Here is a 22087-nt window from a genome sequence, read left to right on the forward strand (position 1 = left end):
TTCAACTGGTGCACGGATGATGCCGGTTGCTTCTATACTGCTGCCACGAACGGTCGGCAGGCAAAGTTCCTTGTGTTGCTCAATTGTTACTTGCAGGTGGGAAGGGCCGAGCCGTCCTTGCCGGATCCCACGAGGGACACGGCGTCGTACGCTTCCTTGAGCGTGGCCACCTTGATGACCTGCAGCCCGTCGGGGACGTGGCCCACCACGTCCTGGCAGTTGGCGGCCGGGGCCAGGAAGTAGTCGGCGCCGTTGCTGCGCGCGCCCACCATCTTCTGGGCAATGCCGCCAATGGCCCCCACGTTTCCGGCGGGGTCAATGGTGCCGGTTCCGGCGAAGTGCTTGCCGCCGGTCAGCTCCCCCGGGGTCAGGTTGTCCATGATGCCCAGGGCGAAGATCATCCCGGCGCTGGGTCCGCCAATGTTCTCCAGCGAGATTTCAACGCTGAAGGGGAACGTGAACGTGTTTTGCAGGGAAATGCCGAGCAGGTACTTGCCCTCATCGCCCAGCCTGGGGGTCACGGACACTGTCTTGTTCACCCCGCCGCGCCGGACCTCGATGTCCACGGGTGCGCCCTTGCCGCCGGCCAGGACGGCCTGGATGGTGTCCAGGTCCTTGACCGGCTTGCCGCCGATGGTGAGCAGGACGTCGTCGGGCTTGAGAATGCCGGCAGAAGCTCCGTCGTCGGGAATGGACGCCACGGCCAGCTTTGATTCAAAGTCGATGCCCAGTGCGGTCAGGGCGGCGGCGGTGGCATTTTCCTGCGAGCCGGTCATGGCGGCCGAGTTTTCGCTGTTGACGGTTTCCTGGCTGACGCCGGGGGCGTAGATGAGCTCCGCCGGGTAGATGCTGTCCGAGGGCGTCAGCCAGGAACGGAACGCGTCGAAGAAGCTGAGCTGGCTGTCCGGCAGGCCGCCTGTCAGGTGCACTGTGGTGAGGTCCAGGCTGCCGGAGGTGGCGGGGAAACTTTCATGGCCGGTGACGGTGATGACGGGGTGGTCGTTGACCTTCCCGATCGTGTTGATGGCGGGGCCGGGCGATTCCACCACGTACGGGACGGGGATTGTCAGGGCGGCCACGGCCAGCACCACGGCCAGCACGCCGGACACCACCATCATGGGCATTCTGCGGTCGCGGACGGGAACTGGCATGCCTGCCCCGTGGTTGTTCTCCTGGCTCAAAGATGTGACCTTTCCCCGCTGTGCCGGACCTCGCCGGCGCCTGCAAAACACGTGGCGCCGACACCCCACCTTACTGTGTCCAGATGTGCTGTGCTTGTGCCGCAGCTGGGAACCGCCGGGGAATCCTGCGGGCTGGCACGGCCGCGCCGAAAACCCTTTGCCTGTAGCGAACAGTGCCCTCCGACGGGGCGACAAGGCACAGCGGCGGCGGTAACGTAAAAGATATTCAGCGTCCACGCCAACGAACGGGCCATCATGTCTTCCACACCAGCCAACAACGACGACGACACCCCGAAGGATCCGCTTCAGGAAATGCTCGCCAACCTTTTGGGCGGCCAGGGCATGGAAGGCTTTGACCCTGCCGAGCTGGCCAAGGCTGCCGGGCTGCCCTCGGACCCCAACGTGCTGGCGCAAATGTTCTCCCAGGTCCAGGCCATGATGAGCGGTTCCTCCGACACCCCCGTCAACTGGGACATGGCCCGCGATGCCGCCCGCAAGGCTGCCGCCGGCGGGGACCCCTCGGTCACGCCGAACCAGCAGCGTGAGGTGGACGAGGCCCTGCGCCTTGCCGAGATGTGGCTGGACCCCTTCACCGAGCTTGCCGCCACGGCCATCATGGGCCGCGCCTGGTCGCGTGCCGAGTGGGTCGAGGAAACCCTGGGCACCTGGCAGCGTCTCACCGAACCGGTGGCCAACAGCATTGCCTTTGCCATTTCCACGGCCATGAACGAGCAGCTTCCCGAGGAAATGAAGTCCGCTATGGGCGGTGCCGCCTCCATGATGCAGAACATGGGCGGGGCCCTGTTCGGGCTGCAGCTGGGGGCGGCAGTGGGCGCCCTGGCCAAGGAAGTGATGGGGTCCACCGACATCGGCATCCCGCTGGCCGACCTGCAAATGGCACTGCTGCCGGCCAACGTCAAGGCCTTCGGCGAGGGCCTTGAGGTCCCCGAGCAGGAAATCCTGCTGTACCTGGCCCTGCGTGAGGCAGCCCATGCCCGGCTGTTTGTGCAGGTTCCGTGGCTGCGCGGCCACCTGCTGGGGGCCATTGAGTCCTACGCACGCGGCATCCACATCGACATGTCCCGCATCGAGGACCTGGCCCAGAACCTTGACCCCTCCAACCCGGAGGGCCTGCAGGCCGCCCTGTCCGAGGGCGTGTTCATGCCCGCACGCACCCCCGAACAGGACGCCGCCCTGGCCAAGCTGGAAACGGCCCTGGCACTCGTGGAGGGCTGGGTTGACGAGGTCAGCTTTGCGGCCGCCGCCAACCTGCCCGCCGCCGCGGCAATCCGCGAAACCATCCGCCGCCGCCGGGCCACGGGAGGCCCGGCGGAGCACGCCTTTGGCTCGCTCGTGGGCCTGGAGCTGCGTCCGCGCAGGCTTCGCGAGGCCTCGGCCCTGTGGGCATCCCTGAAGGAGCAGCGCGGCATTGCCGGACGCGACGCCATCTGGGACCACCCGGACCTCCTGCCCACCTCCGCCGACCTCGACGACGCGGCAGGCTTCAGCGCCCGCCGCAGCGCCGCCGACGCCTCGGAATCGGACGTTGACGCCGCCCTGGCCAAGCTCCTCGAGGGCGGCTTCGACAGCTTCGACGGCGGGACCGAAAGTGGCGAGGCGGACGGCGACGCCGATGCCGGTGCCGGCGAGCCCGGCGATGGCAGCCCCGAGGGGCCGACCACGGACAAGTAGCCACGGCCGCACGCAACGGGCCGCCCGGCCAGGCACGGAGGAATTCCACCGCTGCCAGGCCGGGCGGCCCATTGCACTTAACCCTGGCAGCTATTCCTGCAGTCCGGCACTTTCCCGGCCCAGCCCGATGTCCCAGTCCTGGCCTTCCCCGCCGGGGCCGTGTTCCTCCCGGCCGTCGCTGTCCATGCTGCGCTCCATGCCCGTGATGTTGCGGGCCGAGGCAAAGGAGGCCCCGTCAAGGAAGGCCCGGGCCGCCTCCAGCCGCGGGTAGCCGGCCAACTCCTGCCAAAAATCGGCGCTGTGGTTGGGGTGGATGAGGTGCGCCAGCTCATGCAGCAGCACATAGTCAATGACCCAGTCGGGCATGCCCTGGACATGGTGGGAAATGCGGATGGATTTCCGGGCCGGTGTTGCCGAGCCCCACCGGCTGCTTTGGTTGCTCACCCACCGCACCGACTCCGGCTCGGCGCGCCCGCCCAGGTACCGGGCCGACAGTGCCAGGCTGCGCCGCATCAGCGCCTCGTCGCCGGCCGGGCCGCGCCGCCCTCCGGGCAGCCTTTGCGCGCCCTGCTCCAGCCGGGACACCATGCGCGGCACCCAGTAGGTCTCGTCCTCCAGGCTCAGCCGGGCCGGCACGGCGATGACCGCCTGCCCGTCTTCCCAGAAGGCGGCGAGCCCGGTTTTGCGCCGGGCCGTCCGCCGGACCACCACGGGCCCGCCGTTGCTGAGCGTGTGCACGGACAGGGAATCGCCCAGCGGTCCCGGCGTGCCCTTGCCGAGCGGGCTGTGGCGTGGATCTTGGCGGCGGCGCGGGGCTGCCGCCCGGCCGGCCGCCACGGTGCCCAAACGGGCGCGATTGCCTGCTGCGCCGGCCCCGCCCGCCAGCCGTGATTTCGGTGCTTGTGGATCTGCCATCCTTCGACGGTACAACGATTCGCAGGCAGGCAGCGGCCCGAGCGGGCAGATTGTGGACAAGGTCCAGCTGTGGAAAACTCCGCACGCTGTGGCGGCACAAGTGCCATGATCGGAAGCATCCGGCAGGAAGGGACATCCCCACTTCCGGGCAGTCCTTCAGGAGGCGGACATGACCACCATCAACCCGGGCCTTCGCATGGTGCGGCGAAGCGCCCAGAGCGTGCAGATCGGGCTGGGTGCGGGCGGACTCATCCTGGCCGGTCTGCAGAAAACCGAGATTTCCTTTGTTGAGGCGCTGCGGGCCGGCATCCCCGACGGCCGGGTGCTGGAGCAAGCCACCGCATTGGGAGTCGAGTCGCTGCGGGCCCAGGAAATTTGCGGCATGCTCTCCGGACTGCTGTTCAGCGACGCCGAGCTGGCCGCCCGGGGCTACCGGGCCCAATGGCTGTTGCCCGAGCGTTCGGCCATGCTTGGCCTGTACCAGGGCCCGTGCCTGGATCTCATGGAGCGCCGCGCGCGCAGCGTGGTGCAGATCGTGGGGCTGGGGCGGACAGGGGCGGCGCTTGCCGCGCTGCTGTGCTCCGCCGGCGTGGGCACCCTGCTGCTGGAGGACGACTCCCCCGTCACGGCCAGCGACGTCTGCGCCGGTTCGCACCGCAGCGTGGACATCGGCCTGGCCAGGTCGCTCTCCGTGCGCCGGCATGTGCAGCGGATCGACGCCGGCTGCCAGGCGCATGTGGTGCATGACGGCGGGGCCGGCGGTCCGGGCACCAGCTGCCTTGACCTTGCCGTGGTGGTGGGCCACGACGCCGTCACGTCCCGGACCGCGGCACGCTTCCTGGCCGCCGAGAAGCCGCACTTGTTCGCACTGCTGCGGGAGCAGGACGGCACCGTCGGCCCCCTCGTGGTTCCGGGCGAAACAGCCTGTGCCGAGTGCGTGGAACGCAACCGCAGCGCCCACGACCCCCAATGGCTGGAACTGTGCGGCCAGCTGTCGGCCGCGGCAGCCCCGTCGAGCGGGTTCCTGCCCCGGCACGAGCTGCTGGAAAACGTGTCACTGGCCACCGCCCTCGCAGGGACGGCGGCCACGCACGCACTGCTGTTCCTGGACGGCGTCAACCAGCCCGGTTCATGGTCCGCGGTGCTCACCTTCCACACGGGCAACGGCGTGTGGACACGGCAGGAATACGCCGCCCATCCGGAATGCGGCTGCCAATGGCAGAATCAGCCGGTGGCCACGATCCCCAGCACCGCCTCGCCGTAGCGTTCCAGCTTGGACGGGCCCACGCCCGGCAGGGCAGCCAGGGCGTCCATGTCCTGCGGGGCCGCCTCGGCAATGGCCATCAGGGTTGCGTCTGTGAACACCACAAAGGCAGGCACGGACGCGGAAGTGGACTCGGTCAGCCGCCACTGGCGCAGCTGCTCAAAGACGGCCTCGTCGTAGCCGGGCGGGCAGTCGGCGCAGCGCCCCACCTTGCGTTCGGCCCCCGTGTTCAGGATCTTCCCGCACACCCGGCACACCGAGGGGCCGGTGGTCTTGCGCGACTTGCGCGGCCCGGCCAGGCGGGCACCTGTGGGTGCGCCGCCCACGGAGGAGGGACGGAGGCCGTCAAGGAAGCGCGAGGGCTTGCGGTTGGCCCGCCCGCCCGGGGTGCGCGCCGTCGACCAGGAAAAGTTCAGGAATTCCCGGGCACGGGTGATGCCCACGTACAGCAGGCGGCGTTCCTCGTCCACGGTTTCCGGGGTGTCGGCGAAGGAGATGGGCATGAGGCCCTCGCTCAGGCCAACCAGGAACACGGCGTCCCACTCCAGGCCCTTGGCGGAGTGCAGCGAGGCCAGGGTGACGCCCTGGACAGTGGGTGCGTGCTGGGCAGAGGCCCGGTCCTGCAGCTCGGCCACAAAGTCGGCCAGGGTGAAGATGTGCTCAGGTGTGCTGCGGGAAATGAACAGCTCGTCGGCAAGCGCCACGATCGCGGACAGCGATTCCCAGCGCTCCCGGACTGCGCCACCGGTCTTGGGCGCCTCGGCCTGGTAGCCGAGGTTGCCCAGCACGTCGCGGACCAGCTGGCCCAGCGGCTCGTCCTCGGCCGCACGGGATGCCGCGCGCAGCTGCAGCATGGCGTCGCGGACCTCCTTGCGGGCAAAGAACCGCTCGCCGCCGCGCAGCTGGTAGCCCACGCCGGCCGCCGTGAGGGCCTGCTCGTAGGCTTCCGACTGGCCGTTGGTGCGGAACAGCACGGCAATTTCGCTGGCCTTGGTGCCGTTGGCGATGAGTGCCTTGATCCTTGCGGCGACGGCGGCGGACTCCGCCTCGTCGTCGCTGCACTCCAGGAATTCGGCCGCCGGGCCGGCGGGGCGCTGGGCCACGAGCTCCAGGGGTTTGGACCAGAGGGCATCGGCCGCCATGCCGCCGCTGCGCCGGTTCCCCAGCAGGGAGTTGGCCAGGCCAACCACCTGGGGCGTGGAGCGGTAGTCGCGCACCAGCTTCACCACGCTGGCCCCCGGGTAGTGCTTGGGGAAATCGAGCAGGTGCCGCGGCGTTGCACCGGTGAACGAGTAAATGGTCTGGCTGGCGTCGCCAACCACGCACAGCTCGTCGCGCCCGCCCAGCCACAAATCAAGCATGCGCTGCTGGAGCGGGGAAACATCCTGGTACTCGTCCACCACAAAGTGCCGGTACTGTTCCCGCACGGTTGCCGCAACGCGGGGGTCTTCCTGCAGGATGCCCACAGTGATCAGCAGGACGTCCTCGAAGTCGATGAGGTTCCTGTCCGCCTTGACGTCCTCGTAGCCCTGGAACAGCCGGCCCACGGCCAGCTTGTCCAGGCCGCCGGGCTCGCCGCGGTCCGTCGCCTTGAGCACGTATGTCTCGGGGGTGAGCATGGAGACCTTGGCCCACTCAATTTCGGCGGCGAGGTCGCGGATGGCCGCCCTGTCCGTGGGCAGCCGCAGGCGCCGGGCTGCCTCGCCAATGACCTGGGCCTTGTGTTCCAGGAGCCCGGGCAGCTGGCCGCCGACGGCGTGCGGCCAGAAGTACTGCAGCTGGCGCAGCGCCGCGGCGTGGAAGGTGCGGGCCTGCACCGTGCCAACGCCCAAGTCGCGCAGCCTGGTGCGCATTTCGGCGGCGGCGCGGGCCGTGAACGTCACGGCCAGCAGGCGGTTCGGGTTGTACACGCCGGTGTGCACGCCGTAGGCGATCCTGTGCGTGATGGCGCGGGTCTTGCCCGTGCCTGCGCCGGCCAGGACGCAGAGCGGGCCGTTGAGCGTGGTGGCCACCATGCGCTGTTCCTCATCGAGGCCGGAGAGGATCCGTTCCTCGGCGGTGCGGCTGTCCATGACGGGCAGCCCGGTCTGCCCAGGGTCGAAACTCATGCCAAGTCACCTGGTTCCGCGATGGGTCCGCCATGCCAGTGCTCAATGAGCGTCCGGGCAATGGAGAGCCGGTGGGAGATTGACGCCTCGCCGCTGAGCACGGCCGCCTGCAGTTCCTCCCTGCCGAACCAGCGCGCGCCAACCACCTCCACGTTGTCCGGCACGGCCACGGTGTCCAGTGTGTGGCCGATGTAGCCGAGCATGAGGGACCGCGGGAACGGCCATGCCTGTGAGGAAATGTATTGCAGCGAGTGCAGGTGGACGCCCACTTCCTCGGCAATTTCACGCACGGCGGCCTGTTCGGCGCTTTCACCGGCCTCGACAAAGCCGGCCACTGTGGAATACCTGTTGGATTCCCACTGGCGGTTGTTGGCGAGCAGGATGCGCCCGTCGGCCCCCACGATTGCCACAATGACGGCCGGGTCCGTGCGCGGGAAATGTTCCGAGCCGTCCTGCGGGCAGCGGCGCATCCAGCCTGACCAATCCGCCTCAGTGGCGGTTCCGCAGCGCGGGCAGTGCCGGTGGGTTGCATGCCAGTTGGCCACGGCAAGGGCCTCCACAAAGGCGTGGACGTCCAGGCCGGTGAATTCGGCCGCGACGTCGCGGTATGCCGCAAAGCGGCCGCCCCCGGGCACCCAGGCGAGGTCGCCGGCGTCGTGCGGGAGTGCGTGGAGCACAAGGTCGGTGCCCACCGGCAGTCGGTCCTCCTGTCCCGGGGCCACCTTGCCCAAATACACCACTGAGGTGCCGGGGACCATGGCTCCGGGAAGGCCTGCGGGGTCAAGGTAGGCCGGTCCCGTGCCGTCCATGAGGACCTGTCCGCGGTGAAAAACCATCACGCGGTGGGCCGGTGACTCCAGCACCGCTTCCATGAACCCGGGTTCGCTGCGCTGCTCGCACTGGCGGTCCAGCACAGTTTCGGGGGAAGGGGTGGATTTGCTCATGTTTCTACCGTACGCATCGGGGGCAAATATTTACATTCGACGGCGGCGTGATTGTGGACAAGTGGGGGTGCCTTGTGTGATGTCTTATCGCGACTCGCCGCCGCAACGGCGGGCCCTTGGCCCGTTGGCGATCTAACGTAAGAGGTGTGAGACGAATGACTGCAATCGAATTGGCCGCAATTGCCAGCGCCGCCGTGCCCGGACTCAACGTCACGGCCTTCGGCCCCGAACCCGATGATGCAGCCGATTTCAGCTCCGCCCTGCTGGTTGACTCCGAAAACCGGCGCTGGCGCGTGCGCTCCCCCCGCCATGCAGAGGCCAGCACGCGGCTGGAAACAGAGCGCCAGGTGCTGCGCGCCTTCTCCCCCGCCATCCGGGCCGAACTGCCCTTCCTGCTGCCCACCGTGGCCGGCACCGTGCGCCAGGGCGAGCTCATCACCTTTGTCTACTCGCACATTGCCGGCAAGGCCGAGACCGTGGAGACCCTGTCTTCCGGCACCGCCGCGCTGGCCCTGGAAATTGGTGCGGCCATTGCCGCAATCCACGACCTCCCGCAGGAACTCGTCACCAACTACGACCTTCCCAGCTACACGGCCAATGAATTCCGCCAGCGCCGTCTCAACGAGCTGGACCAGTCGGCCACCACGGGCAAGATCCCGCCCGCACTGCTGCGCCGCTGGGAGCACGCCATGGAAGACGTTGCGCTGTGGCGTTTCAACGCCTGCGTGGTCCACGGCGACCTGCACGAGGACAACATCCTGCTCGACGGCGACGCTGTCTCGGCCGTGATTGGCTGGACGGAGCTGCGCGTGGGAGACCCCGCCGACGACTTCGCCTGGCTGGTGGCCGTCAACGACCCCGATTTCGTGGACACGGTCATGCAGGCCTATGCGGCCGCCCGCAACGAAACCCCCGACCCGCACCTGCTCCGGCGTGCCGCGCTCAGCGCCGAGTTCGCGCTGGCCCAGTGGCTCGTGAAGGGCTACGCCGCCGACAGCGCACGCATGGTGGAGGACGCCGAAGCCATGCTCAAGACCCTCGAGGCCGACATTGCCGAGCACGGCGGCCAGCCCATCAGCGTGGAGCCCCTCACCGCCAAGGCCGCGGAACCGGCGGCGCCTGCCGCTGCGACACAGGAGCCCGCGTCAACCAAGCCATCCGTTTCCAGGCTCGGGACGGTGCCGCCCGAGGCCACGGCAGTCCCCGGCGGGACGGCAACGGACGACGACGAGGCTGCCGCCGCCTCCGCAGGCAGCGCCGCCTCCGGCAGCGCGGACACCGGCGATGCGCCAGCGGACGATGCTCCGTCGGACGGCGAGGCACCCGAAACAGCCGGTGACGCGCCGACCGGGGCCATGCCCATCATCACGGCGAACACCACCGACAGCACCGACGCCTCCGGCACTGCAACGGCGGCTCCGGGTTCGGAAGCCGCGGCTCCCGCCGAGAACCTTGACACCACGGCCATGAAGGTCATCCCGCTCAAGAAGTAGCGGGCGCGGCTCATGCCGAGTAGGCGCTGGTGACGATTGCCTCCAGTTCCTCCTGCCCGGCCAGGTCCACGGGGCGGATGAGCTTGTCCTGGCCCACGTAGTAAAACGCCGCCCGCACCGTCTCCAGCGGGACGCCCTTGAGCCTTGACCAGGCCAGCCGGTAGACGGCAAGCTGCACGCCACGCACGGCCAGTTGCGCCTTGGACGGGATCCGGCCGGTCTTCCAGTCGATGAGGTCCCAGCCGCCGTCGTCGTCGCGGAACACGGCGTCGATGCGGCCGCGGACCACCACCTCGGCCACCCGGGTTTCAATGGGCACCTCCAAGTCCGCCGGGGTCCTGTTGGCCCACTCGGAATTCCTGAACGTCTGCTGCATGTCCTCAAGGCCGTAGGCCTCGTCCACATAGGCGTCGGCACCTGCTTCCTCGTCAATGTCCAGCTGGCCCGTGGTGGCGAAGTACTCCTCAATCCAGGCGTGGAACGCTGTGCCCTTGCGGGCCGCCATGCCGGGCTTGGTGGGCACGGGCCGGCGCATGGCGCGGGTGACCTTTTCCGGGTCCTCGCCCAGGGCCACGAGCCGCGAGGCGGAAATGTGCGGCGGCAGCTCAACGCGCAGCTGGTCGCTTTCCAGGTGCTCCTGGGCCAGCAGCACGCTCACTTCCTTGCCCCAGCGGGGGTTTTGGGCCAGGAAGGGTCTGGTGCCGGGTGCTGTCAAACCGTCCGCGTCCAATGCCTCAACGGCGTCCCGCACGGCCGCGGCGGACCGTTCCGCGTTCTCGCGCCGGCCCTCCCGCGCGGCCATGCCCGCCCTGCCCACAATGACGGGGCCGTTCAGGGGGTCGTAGGGCCATTGTGCCGTTTCGACGCCCGTGCTGACGGGGTTCTCCGCATCCTCCTCCGGGTCCTCCGTCCAGGGCCCGAGGGCGGCCGTTTGGGCCGCGCCTTCCGCCAGTGGCAGCAGTTCGCCCAGGAACGGTGAAATGGCCAGCGGCTTCTTGCCGCTGCCCCACACGGTGCTGGAGCACATGAGGAAGTCGCGGGCCCGGGTGAAGGCCACATAGGCCAGGCGGCGTTCCTCCTCCTCGCCGTGGAGGGCGACGTCGTCGGCGAACAGTTTCTCGTTGTCCATGAGTGTCTTGAGGTCGGGGACGTCCAGTTCCCATTCGGGGAGGTCTGCCCGGTCCCCGCGCAGGGGCCACGGCAGCGACTTGGCCCCGTTGCTCCACCTGTCGGCGCGGGTGCTGGGGAAAGCGCCTGCGTTCATGCCGGGCACAAACACAACGTCCCATTCCAGGCCCTTGGAGGCGTGCACGGTCAGCAGGGCCACGGCGTCGGGGTTGCTTTCCACCGCCGTGGTCTCCAGCCCGCCCTCCTCGGACTCGGCGGTTTCCAGCCAGCCCAGGAAGGCATCCAGGTCCACCCGCTGGGCTGCCTGCATGAAGGTGGCCGCGGCGTCGGCGAAGGCGTCCAGGTGGCGGCGGGCGTGGTGGATGCTGGAGCCGGGCTTGGCGGCCAGTTCAATGTCCAGCAGCATGGTGCGCTCCACGACGCCGAGCAGGTTGACTAGGTCCTCGCCCACGAAGGTGCGCAGCATGCGCAGCTCGTCGCGCAGCGCCAACAACCGGGTGCGCGCGGCGTCACTGAGCGGCCGTGCGGCTTCCGGCCAGTAGTCCGGACCCAGGTAGTCCAGCGCCTCCACGAGGGAGGAAGCGTCCACCAGGTCCGCCGTCACAACGGCCAGCTCCGGTGCTGCAGAGCCTGAAGCCGCGGCGGCGTCCGGCCCGGCCTCCTGCACGCCGTCGCCGAGCAGCACGGAGGCGTCAAAGTCCACCTTGTTCCGCGCCGCCCACTCGCGGCGGCGCGCCAGGTGGCGGGCCCAGTCGGAGAAGGCCATGAGGTCGGCCGGGCCGATCCTCCACCGGGCCCCCGTCAGCAGCCGCATGAGCGCGTCCGAGCGGCCGGGGTCGGCAATGACCCGCAGCGTGGACACGAGGTCCACAATCTCCGGCGTGCCCAGCAGGCCTCCCAGCCCCACAATCTCGTAGGGGATGCCCCGGGCCTCAAAGGCGGACTGGAACCTGGCAAACTGCGCACGGCGTCGGCACAGCACTGCCACCGTCATGGCGCCCTGGGCGCCGCCCCGGTGGCTGAAGTCCCCCTTGCAGGCAAGGATTTCCTCGGCCACTGCCTGTGCCTCGTCGAGTTCTGTGCCGTAGCGGGCCAGCAGCACCTCGCCGTCCGGGGCCTGCGGCTTCTCGCGCAGCGGCGAGACCACGACGCGCGGGCCCGCGGCGGCGCGTTCGCCGCCGCTGAGCCCGGCGGCCAGCTTGGCGTTGGCCTTGCGGGCCTGGGCTGCTGTGAGCTCTGCGGACATGACGTTGGCCGCGGCCAGGATGTGCGCGGAGTTGCGCCACGCAATGGTGAGTTCGGCAGTCGGTGCGTACCCGCCGTCGGACTTGAGGAAGATCTCCGGGAAGCGGAACAGCTGCCCGGCGGACGCGCCCCGGAAGCCGTAAATGGACTGGTGGGGATCGCCCACGGCCGTGACGGGGTGGCCGGCGCCGAACAGTTCGGCGAAGAGCTGCAGCTGGGCGTGCGAGGTGTCCTGGAATTCATCCAGCAGCACCACCTTGAAGCGCTGGCGCTCCATCTCGGCGGCATGCGGCACGTCGCGGGCAATGCGGGCGGCCAGGGCCACGAGGTCGCCGTAGTCCAGCACGTTGCGGCGCCGCTTGGCCTCGGCATATTTTTGCACCAGGGCGGCCACGGAGGCGCGGGTCCGCAGCACGTCCAGCTGCTTGTTGACGGCGGCCGTGCGCGGCTTGGGGGTCTCGGCAATGTAGGGCAGCGCCTCAAAGCCGGCCAGGTAGCCCTCGATCACCTCGATAACGTGTTCGGGATCCTGCAGGTGTTCGGCGCATTCGCCGGCCAGGTCCATGACGGACTGGATGAGCGTGGACTTGGCTGCCGTGAAGTGCTCGTGGGCGCCGTCATGGCCGGCCACCACCTCGCTGGCCAGCTGCCAGGCCTCGGCGGCGCCCATGACCACGGCGTCGCGCTCAATGCCCAGGCGCAGGCCGTAGTCGGTGACGATGCCGCTGGCGTAGGAGTGGTAGGTGGAGACCTTGGGTTCCAGGGCGTCGCGGGCGGCAGCTGCGGGGGCCAGCTCCACCTCGCCCGAGCGGGCCAGCGTGCCCAGCTTGGCCAGTTGGCCGCGGATCCGCGAGGCCAGCTCGCCGGCGGCCTTGCGGGTGAAGGTGACGCCAAGGATCTCCTCCGGGCGGACCAGCCCGTTGGCCACGAGCCAGACCACGCGGTCGGCCATGGTGGTGGTCTTGCCGGAGCCTGCCCCGGCAATGACCAGCAGGGGCTCCAGCGGGGAGGCGATGATGGCAGCTTGTTCCGCCGTGGGCGGGCGCTGCTCGAGCAGTTCGGCGAGCTCGTAGGGGCTCAGCACGCGTTGCGGGGCCGCGGGCCCCGCCGGTTCCTGGAGGTCCGCGGTGTCCGCGGGTGTTGGCTGGCTCATTCGGTGATTTGCTTCCCTTCCGGGCACAGGGGGCAGATGGTGGGCAGGGGGCAGCCGTTGCGCGGGTTCCAATCGGCCCCGTGGCGGGCCGGGAAGGCCGCCTGGGCCATGAGCAGGGCCGCCTCCATGACCTTGCGGGTGGGGTCGTGCTCGCTGCCGGGCACCATGGGCGCCTGGTCCTGGGTCTTGACGGACTTGGTGCCGTCGCCCAGCGGCAGCAGCGCGGCACCGCCGGATACCGCCGCGGGGAATCCCGCGGCCGCGGCCTGTTCGGCAAAGCCGCCGGCATGCACTGCCACCTGGTAGGCGCCGAGCTGCGGATGTTCCTCCACCTGCGCCTTGGTGGGCTTGCTGCGCCCGGTCTTGATGTCCACCACGACCAGCCTGCCGTCGGCGTCCGCCTCGAGCCTGTCCACCTGGCCGCGCAGGCGCACCACGCGGCCCTCCCCCGCAGGCGCGGCGGGACTTGATGCCCCGGCGCTGTCGGGTGGCGTTTCGGGGGGCAGCTCGCCCAGGTCCACAGTGAAGTTTTCCTCCACGCCCACCAGGGTGCGGCCCTGCTGGCGCGCGTTGATCACGTATTGGGCCAGCTTGCCCAGCATGTCCTTGGCGCGCTGGTAGTCCTGGTCCGTTTCCCACGATTCCGGCAGGCCCAGGGAGGGCCAGCGCCGGTCAAGCTCGGCGAGGTATTCGTGCCCGGCACCGTCCGGGATGTCCTGGGCGATGCCATGGATGAGCGTGCCGAGGCTGCGGGCAAAGTCGGTGGCGGCCTCTCCCCCGGCGGCCCGGACAAACCAGTTCAGGGGGGATTTCAGCACCTCCTCAACCTTCGACGGCGACACCGTCACCACCTCTCCCGGCGCCACGATCGGGGTGTTGCTGCTCAACGGCAGCAGCCCCCACCACTGGGCGGGTGCGGCGCCGGGCACGTTTTGCCCGGCCAGGGTGGCAAGCATCCTGGCGGCCTCGGGCTCGGCGTGCATCTCGGATTCCTGGCGCAGCTCCGCCACGAGCGAGCGCAGCGTCATGGGGCGCGGCACCTGCTCCACGGGGCGCACAGGGTACTGCGATTCGCCGCCGGAGTCCGTCACCGGGATGTAGGGGGCGGCCAGGTCGATGAATTGCGAGGGCTGGAGGTCGTGGCCGGCGGCCGCGGTGAGAATGAGCCTGCGCCCGGCGCGGGAAATGGCCGCGGCAAAGCTGCGCAGTTCGTCGTAGCGGATGTCGCGCAGCCTGGCGGCGGGGTCAATCTGCCGTGCCGCCTCCGCGCCCTTTTCCAGCACGTCGACCAGCAGCTGGCTGCCCAGCAGCTCGCCGCGCAGCCGCGTGTTGGGCCAGACGCCCTCCTGCAGCCCGGACACAATGACCACGGGCCATTCGCGCCCGGCGGCGCTGGCGGGGGTGAGGATTTCCACGGCGTCGCTGCGCTGGGCGCGGGCTGCCAGGGTGTCCATGGGCAGTTCCTGGCTCATGAGGTAGTCCAGGAACTGCTGCGGGCTGGAGCCGGGGAGCTGGTCCACGTAGCGTTCCGCCGTCTGGAACAGGGCCATGACGGCGTCCAGGTCGCGGTCGGCGCGGATGCCGGTTGGCCCGCCGTGCAGCGCCTGCGTCTCCCACAGGGCCGAGCTGTCGCAGGCGTCCCACAGCGCCCAGAGCACGGTTTCGGCGTTGGCGCCAGGCTCGGCCACGGCGACACGGCCCGCGGCGAGCATGGCAGCAATGCGGCGGGCGTTGGCGGCCTCCCAGCCCAGAGGCGCCAGTTTCTCCGGATCCAGCAGGGCCTCGACAAGCAGTTCGTCGCTGGCCCGGCCGCCACCGGCGTGGAATTCCTGTTGCCGCAGGGCCTGGCGCAGGCGGCGCAGGTGCAGCGAGGTGGAGCGCCCCAGCCGCGAGGTCAGCAGTGCCACGCACGCCTCGGCGTCGAGCGTCTCCGGCGCCAGGGCCGCGCCGAAGGCCTCAAGGAGCGGCCGCACGGCGGGCTCGTCCCGCACGGGGTTCTCGGCCACGGGCACCTTGATGGCAATGCCCTGCGAGCTCAGGTAGCGCTGCAGGGCGGCCAGCGCCGAGCCGGTGCGCACAATGACGGCCACCTCGCCCAGGCTGTGCCCGCGCAGGTGCTGCAGGTGCAGGATGCGTTCTGCCACGAGGCGCAGCTCGTGCACCTCCGAGGCCACCACGTGGGCGCTGACCACCGGTTCCCCGCCGAAGATTTCATCGCCGGCCGGTTCCGCCAGGTTCGACGCCGGGTCCCCGGCCGCCGCGCCCGGCCCTCCCTGCGCCTGGTTTGCGGCAGCGGCTGGTGGCCAGGAGAACTCACGGGCCTTGTGGCCGCCGCGGACCTGGAAGATGCGGTCCGCCACCCCGGACCAGGCGGCGGCCAGTTCCGGCCCCATCCGGTGCGAGGTGGACAGCGCGAACTGCCGCAGCGGGTGCGTTTCCGTGCCGAGCAATCCGCCCAGCGATGGGACGAGGTCCGGGCGGGCGCCGCGGAAGCCCTGGACCACGGTGTCAGGGGACGCCGCCACGAGCACGTCCTTGCCGCGCCCCACCAGGGCCAGCAGTTCATGCACGGCCTTGTTGGCCTCCTGGATGTCATCCACCACCACCAGCTGCAGGCGCGCCCGCTCCTGGGCCAGGAATTCGGGGTCCAGCTGCAGCAGTGTGGTGGCGGCCGTGATGATGCCGGCGGGGTCGAACGAGCCGGACTTCCCCCAATCCACCACATCCCGGTATTCGCGGTACAGCGATGCCGCGGCCACCCAGTCGGGGCGCTGGTTGGCGTGTCCCAGCTCGGCCAGTTCCTCGGGGATGAGCCCGTATTCAATGACGCGGTCAAAGAGCTGGCGGACCTCCTGCCGGAAGCCGCGGGTGTCTAGGGCGTCCTGCAGTTCCGCCGGCCACTGCGGCGCCGTGCCCAGGCCAAGCCGGTGTCCGGCCAGCAGGTCCCTGATGATGAGGTCCTGCTCGGGCCCGCTCATGAGCCGCGGCGGGCCGTCCAGGTGGGGCATGCGGCCCTCCACCTTGGCCCGGCGCAGCAGGTCAAAGGCGTAGGAGGACCAGGTCCTGGCCGGGGAGGTGCCAACGCTTTGGCGCAGCCGCGCACTGAAGCCGTCGCGCAGCCGTGCCGCGGCCAGGCGGGAGGGGGCCAGCAGGATGGCGCGTCCGGGGTCCACGCCGCCGCGCTCCATGCGGGCCACGGAGGCCTCGATGAGCACTGTGGTCTTGCCGGTTCCGGGCGCGCCCCAGACCAGCACGGGCCCGGTGCCGGGCGGCAGCTCCACAACAGCCTGCTGGTCGGCGCTGAGCTGCGGGGCCGTGCGTGCCCCCGAGGCGGGGGCAACGAGCGTCAGCTTCGGCACAGGCGGCTGTTTGTGCGAAGGTGCCTGTTTCGACTGTGCTGCTTGCTGGCTCATGCTCCCAGTCCATCACGGGCCACTGACATTGAGGGCACCGCCGCAGTGTCCGTGAGGGGTCCGGCGTCGTCCGAGTCATGGAGCAGGGCCGCGATGGCGTCAATGCGCACAAAGTCGGCCTCCTCGGGGTTCCAGCGGGCGGCCTTCATGTCCACCCGCCAGGCTGGCGGTTTCCCGGCCGGCTGGGGCGAGGTGTCCCCGCGCAGTGCCGTCTGCTCCTGGCGGTAGGCCCGCAGTGCCTCGCCCTCATGGCCGGCGGGGGCGTCGCCCGAGGACCGGATGACACGCCACCAGGGCACGGCGCTGCCGTGGTGGGACATGACGGCGCCCACCTGCCGCGGCCCGCCGCTCTCCAGCAGGGCAGCAATGTCCCCATAGGAGAGGACCCGGGCCGGCGGCACCAGCTCCGCCACGGCCAGGACTGCTTCAACATACTGCTCACGCATGGTTCCAGCGTAGTTCGCACGCGGGCCGGATACGTCGATGTGGGTGCCAGCAGGTAGCGTAAGTGGCATGACTAGCTGGAGCATGCACCCCCGCGCCGCCTTCGACCTCGAAACCACGGGCAAGGACCCGCGCGAGGCCCGGATCGTGACGGCCTCAATCGTGATGGTTGACGACGCCGGTGCCGTTGCCGAAAGCTACGAGTGGCTGGCCAACCCCGGCGTGGACATCCCTGAGGAGGCCTCGGCCATCCACGGCGTGACAACGGCGCATGCGGTTGAGAACGGCCGCCCCGCCGATCAGGTCGCCGCCGAGGTGGGGGCCGTGCTGGCCACCCTCTTTGCCAACAACATCCCCGTCATCGCCTTCAACGCCAGCTACGACTTCACCGTCCTGGCCCACGAGGCCCGCCGGCACGGACTGGAACAGATCACCCCAGCACCGGTGATCGACCCCTTCATCTGCAACAAGAACGTGGACAAGTTCCGCCGTGGCAGCCGCACCCTGGTGGCCCTGTGCGAGGAATACGGCATCAAGCTCGACGACGCCCACACCTCCGCCGCAGACGCCGAGGCCACGCTGCGCCTGGCTGATGCGCTGGCGGCCAAGTACGGCACACTGCGCGGCGACGCCATGGACCTGCACAACGCCCAGGTGGTGTGGGCGCGGGAACAAGCCGCCGACTTCCAGGCATACCTGCGCCGCGCCAAGGACCCCGCCGCCGTCATTGAGGGCGACTGGCCCGTCCTGCCGCCGCGGGACTGACCGGGACTGGCCCGGCGGCCCGCTGGCCGTGAACCCGCGCGGCGCGTAAACCCGGCGGCGCGTGGGGCAAATCACATTTGCCCCTGCGAGCTGCGGGAACTTTTTGGCCCGTCAATCGTGCAGCCCGCCTGGCCCGCCGGAGGTCCACCGCACGGCAAACAGGGCCATTGTCCGCCCAATTCCCCCGCGAACAGCCATTTGGCTTCGCATAAATTCGCATCTGCCACATTTTTGGCCCGGGTGACATAATTTAGTTTTGTTGGTTGAGTTCTGCTAGGAAGCTCCTGAGAGTTTCTTCATCCGTCTCCCAACCCCAATGCTTACCCCTGCCGCGTCGTCTTTCGGGCAGGTCACCTGCAATGAAAGTGAAAGTTTGATGAAGAAATCTGCCCTGAAGTGGCTCACAACCGTCCCGGTTGCCGTTGCTCTTGCCTTCTCGCTTGCCGCTTGCGGCGGCGGTGCCGGTGACACCAGCTCCGCCAAGCCCACCGATGCACTGGCCGGCAGCGACCAGGTCTCGCTGGACAAGTACACCACCGCCGACGTCACGCCGCTGGACAAGATCGACACCGCGGCCCTGGGCCTGATCGTCCCCGGCACCATCACCGTGGGCACCCTGTCCGACGCCCCGCCGAACATCTTCCTGGACAAGAGCGGCAAGTTCACCGGCTTCGACAACGAGCTGCTGCGCGCCATGGCCGCGAAGCTGGACTTGAAGGTTGAATTCAAGTCCACCGACTTCTCCGGCCTGCTCGCCCAGGTTCAGAACAAGACGTTCGACGTCGGCTCCTCCTCGATCTCCACCACTGACAAGCGTCGTGCCAATGTTGGCTTCACCAACGGTTACGACTTCGGCTACATGGCCGTTGTGGCCAAGACCGATTCAGCTGTCAAGGGCTTCAAGGACTTGAGCGCCAGCACCCGCGTCGGTGTGGTTCAGGGCTCGGTGCAGGATGACTACGTCAGCAACACGCTCAAGCTGGAGCCGGTGCGTTTCGCCGACTACAACTCGGTCTACGCGAACCTGAAGACCGGCCAGATCGACGCTTGGGTTGCGCCTTCGCAGCAGGCATCGGGACAGGTCAAGGACGGCGACGGCACGGCAATTGCTGAGTCGATCATCAACACGCAGAACTTCGTGGCCTACGCCGTGAACTCCGACAACAAGGCACTCATCGACGCACTGAACTCCGGTTTGGATGCTGTTGTAGCCGACGGAACCTGGTCCAAGCTGTCCAAGGAATGGTACCCGGAGCGCGAAACCCCCAAGGATTGGACCCCCGGGTCCAAGGCTGTAACTCTCCCCAAGGCATAACCTATGGACGTACTCGAGCAGTTCCTTAAGACATTCTTTGACTGGCAGGCCATGGGGGAAGTTGTCCCCCAGATGCTCACTGTCGGTCTGCCCAACACTTTGATCCTCGCCGCATCATCGGCCATCCTGGGCTGTTTCTTCGGCCTGATATTGGCCGTCATGGGCATCTCACGCAACCCTGTGTCGCGTTGGATAGCCCGGGTTTACACGGATATTTTCCGTGGCCTTCCGGCGATCCTCGTCATCGTGATCATTGGTATTGGGCTTGGCCCGATTCTTCGCCAGTTGACGGGCATCACCAACCCCTTCCCGCTGGCTATTTTCGCTTTGACCTTGATGGCTGCGGCCTACATCGGCGAGATCTTCCGTTCGGGAATTCAGAGTGTTGACAAGGGACAGCTTGAGGCATCACGGGCCTTGGGATTCAGCTACGGCTCGGCCATGATCCTTGTGGTTATTCCTCAAGGCATCCGCCGTGTTCTGCCGGCCTTGGTCAATCAGCTCATCTCCTTGATCAAGGAGTCCTCGCTGGTCTATCTGCTGGGCGTGACCGCCACTCAGCGCGAAATTTATCGCGTTGCCAACGACTCGGCGGCCAACTCAGGGAACATGTCTCCCCTGATCGCCGCCGGCGTGCTGTACCTGTGCATGACGGTTCCCTTGACCCACCTGGTCAACTACATCGACAAGCGCATGCGTGAAGGCAAGGCACAGAAGGTCGAACCGGACGAGAAGGCAGCAATCATTGGAAAGGGTGCCCAGGCATGAGCGAATTCAACTCGGGGTCCCTGACCGCCAGCAACATCCATTTGGCCTTCGGCTCCAACAAGGTGCTGCGCGGCATTGACCTGCACGTACCCCAGGGCACCACGGCTTCCGTGATCGGCCCGTCAGGTTCGGGCAAGTCCACGCTGCTGCGCGTCATGAACCGCCTCATCGAGCCCGACCAGGGCGACATCGTGCTGGACGGCAAGTCAGTCCTCAAGGACAACCCGGACGAGCTGCGCCGCCGCATCGGCATGGTGTTCCAGCAGTTCAACTTGTTCCCGCACAAGACAGTGCTGCAAAACGTTTCCCTGGCACTGGTCAAGCTGCGCAAGATGTCCAAGGACCAGGCCAACGCCAAGGCCCTGGAACAACTCGAGCTTGTGGGCCTGGCGCACAAGGCCGACGCCCGGCCGGGCAACCTATCCGGTGGCCAGCAGCAGCGCGTGGCCATTGCCCGCGCACTGGCCATGGAACCGGAAGTCATGTTCTTTGACGAGGCCACCAGCGCCCTGGACCCGGAGCTGGTCAAGGGCGTCCTGGCGCTCATGACGGACCTGTCCAAGGGCGGCATGACAATGGTTGTGGTCACGCACGAGATGGGCTTCTCCCGCAACGTATCCGACACCGTGACCTTCATGGATGCCGGCGTTGTAGTGGAGACCGGCTCGCCCGAGGAGCTGTTCACGGCCCCGAAGACGGACCGCCTCAAGGGCTTCCTCTCGGACGTGCTCTAGTCCCCACGCCAAAGTTCGACGGCGGCACTTTCCTTTCGCTTCAAGCGTCAGGAAGGTGCCGCCGTCGTTGGTTAACGGGCAGCTCGGGTCCATCCGCCGCCACCACGCAAAACCGCACCTTTCCCGCTTATCCGTGGTCAACTGAACGCGGATAAGCGTCAAAGGTGCGGTTGTGCCGAAAGGTGCGGTTATGCGGAGGCGGAAGCCGCTGCCTTGGCCGCCGCGGGCAGGGCTGCGAAGATGCGGTTCATGGCGGCGTCGTCGTGCGCGGCGGACAGGAACCAGGCCTCGAACACGCTCGGCGGCAGGTAGACACCGGAGTCCAGCATGGAGTGGAAGAACGGTGCGTAGCGGAACGCTTCCTGGGCCTGGGCGTCGTCGTAGTTGTGGACGCCGTTGGCTGAGGTGCCGAACGCCACCGAGAACAGGTTCCCGGCCCTCTGGATGGAGTGGTCCACGCCCTCGGCGGACAGTGCGCCGGACAGCGCCGCGGACAGTTCCAGGGAACGCGCATCCACCGTGGCGTAGACAGCGGAAGTAGCCGCGGTCAGGGTGGCGACGCCGGCGGCCATGGCCACCGGGTTTCCGGACAGGGTGCCCGCCTGGTAGACCGGGCCCAGGGGCGCCAGGTAGTCCATGACGTCCGCGCGGCCGCCAAGGGCCGCCGTGGGAAGCCCTCCGCCAATGACCTTGCCAAAGGTGAACAGGTCGGGGGTCCAGCCCTCGGTGGCGCCGGTCAGGCCCCAGTAGCCGGCCGCACCAACGCGGAAGCCGGTCAGGACCTCGTCCAGGATGAGCAACGCGCCGTTGGCGGAGGTGATGCGGGACAGCCCGGCGTTGAAGCCCTCCCCCGGGGTGACAACGCCCATGTTGGCGGGCGCGGCCTCGGTGATGACGGCGGCAATCCGGTCGCCATGGGCGGCAAATGCGGCTTCAACGGCGGCGAGGTCGTTGTACGGCAGCACCAGGGTTTCGGCAGCGGTTGCGGCGGTGACGCCGGCGGAGCCGGGCAGCGCCAGGGTGGCCAGGCCCGAGCCGGCGGCGGCCAGCAGGGAGTCCAGGTGGCCGTGGTAGCAGCCGGCGAACTTGATGATCAGGTCGCGGCCCGTGAAGCCGCGGGCCAGGCGCACGGCCGTCATGGTGGCCTCGGTGCCAGTGGAGACCATGCGCAGGCGCTCGACGCCGGACACACGGCCCTGCACCAGGGCGGCCAGTTCGCTTTCGGCCGGGGTGGAGGCGCCGAAGCTCAGGCCGTGGTCCACGGCGGCGTGGACGGCTGCGAGCACGTCGGGGTGGGCGTGGCCCAGCAGGGCCGGGCCCCAGGAGCACACCAGGTCCACGTAGTCGCGGCCGTCGGCGTCGGTGAGGTAGGCGCCCTTGGCGTTCACCATGAAACGCGGCGTTCCGCCCACGGAGCCAAAGGCGCGCACTGGCGAGTTCACCCCGCCGGGCATGAGGGTCTTGGCGCGGTCAAAAAGTTCCTGCGAGCTGGTCATGGGGTTCCTTTGCTGGGAAGGGCTGGGGA

15 protein-coding genes are annotated in these 22087 nt (G+C 68.7%); 7 read left to right on the top strand and 8 right to left on the bottom strand.

The features are described 5' to 3' along the window. Nucleotides 1-86: 86 nt before the first annotated feature. Nucleotides 87-1181: a YlbL family protein gene (locus PCK14_RS04535; RefSeq protein WP_269937284.1), complete on the bottom strand. Its 1095-nt coding sequence runs from the start codon at nt 1179-1181 to the stop codon at nt 87-89. Nucleotides 1182-1436: 255 nt separating this feature from the next. Here PCK14_RS04535 and PCK14_RS04540 point away from each other — a divergent pair, with 255 nt between their 5' ends. After that, nucleotides 1437-2873 carry a zinc-dependent metalloprotease gene (locus tag PCK14_RS04540; RefSeq protein WP_269937285.1) on the top strand — a complete coding sequence of 479 codons (1437 nt, stop codon included), beginning with the start codon at nt 1437-1439 and terminating at the stop codon, nt 2871-2873. A 90-nt stretch (nt 2874-2963) separates the two neighbouring features. Here PCK14_RS04540 and PCK14_RS04545 read toward each other — a convergent pair whose 3' ends face one another. Then, nucleotides 2964-3788, bottom strand: coding sequence for a M48 family metallopeptidase (locus PCK14_RS04545; RefSeq protein WP_269937286.1), 825 nt, complete (start codon nt 3786-3788; stop codon nt 2964-2966). 169 nt (nt 3789-3957) lie between these two features. On the opposite strand from PCK14_RS04545, the gene PCK14_RS04550 reads away from it, so the two are divergent. Beyond that, on the top strand, nt 3958-5052 hold the full coding sequence (locus tag PCK14_RS04550) for a ThiF family adenylyltransferase (protein ID WP_269937287.1): 1095 nt from the start codon (nt 3958-3960) through the stop codon (nt 5050-5052). Here PCK14_RS04550 and PCK14_RS04555 read toward each other — a convergent pair. Together PCK14_RS04555 and nudC are read right to left on the bottom strand one after the other, a co-directional pair. After that, nucleotides 5013-7160: an ATP-dependent DNA helicase UvrD2 gene (locus tag PCK14_RS04555; RefSeq protein WP_269937288.1), complete on the bottom strand. Its 2148-nt coding sequence runs from the start codon at nt 7158-7160 to the stop codon at nt 5013-5015. The genes PCK14_RS04550 and PCK14_RS04555 overlap by 40 nt on opposite strands. Beyond that, the gene (gene nudC / locus PCK14_RS04560) at nt 7157-8104 is read right to left on the bottom strand and encodes an NAD(+) diphosphatase (RefSeq protein WP_269937289.1); all 948 of its coding nucleotides are present in this window, start codon (nt 8102-8104) and stop codon (nt 7157-7159) included. Before nudC ends, PCK14_RS04555 begins: the two co-directional genes overlap by 4 nt. A 155-nt stretch (nt 8105-8259) precedes the next feature. Between nudC and PCK14_RS04565 the strand changes: the two genes are divergently transcribed. Continuing rightward, nucleotides 8260-9597, top strand: coding sequence for a macrolide 2'-phosphotransferase (locus PCK14_RS04565; protein WP_269937290.1), 1338 nt, complete (start codon nt 8260-8262; stop codon nt 9595-9597). Nucleotides 9598-9607: 10 nt separating this feature from the next. Here the strand turns inward: PCK14_RS04565 and PCK14_RS04570 are convergent, their stop codons facing one another. From PCK14_RS04570 to PCK14_RS04580, 3 genes are read right to left on the bottom strand one after another with little or no spacing between them, the layout of a single operon-like run. Next, nucleotides 9608-13123, bottom strand: coding sequence for an ATP-dependent helicase (locus PCK14_RS04570; RefSeq protein ID WP_269937291.1), 3516 nt, complete (start codon nt 13121-13123; stop codon nt 9608-9610). Continuing rightward, complete coding sequence (locus tag PCK14_RS04575) at nt 13120-16536, bottom strand: ATP-dependent helicase (protein WP_269937292.1); 3417 nt, start codon at nt 16534-16536, stop codon at nt 13120-13122. The genes PCK14_RS04570 and PCK14_RS04575 overlap by 4 nt, the downstream gene beginning before the upstream one ends. Then, a complete protein-coding gene (locus PCK14_RS04580) occupies nt 16533-16982 on the bottom strand; it encodes an MGMT family protein (RefSeq protein ID WP_269937293.1) in 450 nt (149 codons plus the stop codon). The genes PCK14_RS04575 and PCK14_RS04580 overlap by 4 nt, the downstream gene beginning before the upstream one ends. Before the next feature lie 67 nt (nt 16983-17049). On the opposite strand from PCK14_RS04580, the gene PCK14_RS04585 reads away from it, so the two are divergent. From PCK14_RS04585 to PCK14_RS04600, 4 genes are all read left to right on the top strand, one after another. Then, the gene (locus PCK14_RS04585; protein WP_269937294.1) at nt 17050-17745 is read left to right on the top strand and encodes a 3'-5' exonuclease; all 696 of its coding nucleotides are present in this window, start codon (nt 17050-17052) and stop codon (nt 17743-17745) included. Between the two features lie 376 nt (nt 17746-18121). After that, nucleotides 18122-19060, top strand: a complete 939-nt coding sequence (locus tag PCK14_RS04590; RefSeq protein ID WP_269937295.1) for an ABC transporter substrate-binding protein — start codon at nt 18122-18124, stop codon at nt 19058-19060. Between the two features lie 3 nt (nt 19061-19063). After that, a complete protein-coding gene (locus tag PCK14_RS04595) occupies nt 19064-19828 on the top strand; it encodes an amino acid ABC transporter permease (RefSeq protein WP_269937296.1) in 765 nt (254 codons plus the stop codon). Next, entirely contained in the window at nt 19825-20562 is a 738-nt protein-coding gene (locus PCK14_RS04600; RefSeq protein WP_269937297.1) for an amino acid ABC transporter ATP-binding protein, read from the top strand. Before PCK14_RS04595 ends, PCK14_RS04600 begins: the two co-directional genes overlap by 4 nt. A 188-nt stretch (nt 20563-20750) precedes the next feature. Here the strand turns inward: PCK14_RS04600 and hemL are convergent, their stop codons facing one another. Next, nucleotides 20751-22058 (bottom strand): glutamate-1-semialdehyde 2,1-aminomutase, encoded by a 1308-nt coding sequence (gene hemL / locus PCK14_RS04605; RefSeq protein ID WP_269937298.1) that lies wholly within the window; start codon nt 22056-22058, stop codon nt 20751-20753. Between the last annotated feature and the right edge of the window lie 29 nt (nt 22059-22087).

The organism is Arthrobacter sp. HY1533 (assembly GCF_027568515.1).
Taxonomy (GTDB): Bacteria; Actinomycetota; Actinomycetes; order Actinomycetales; family Micrococcaceae; genus Specibacter.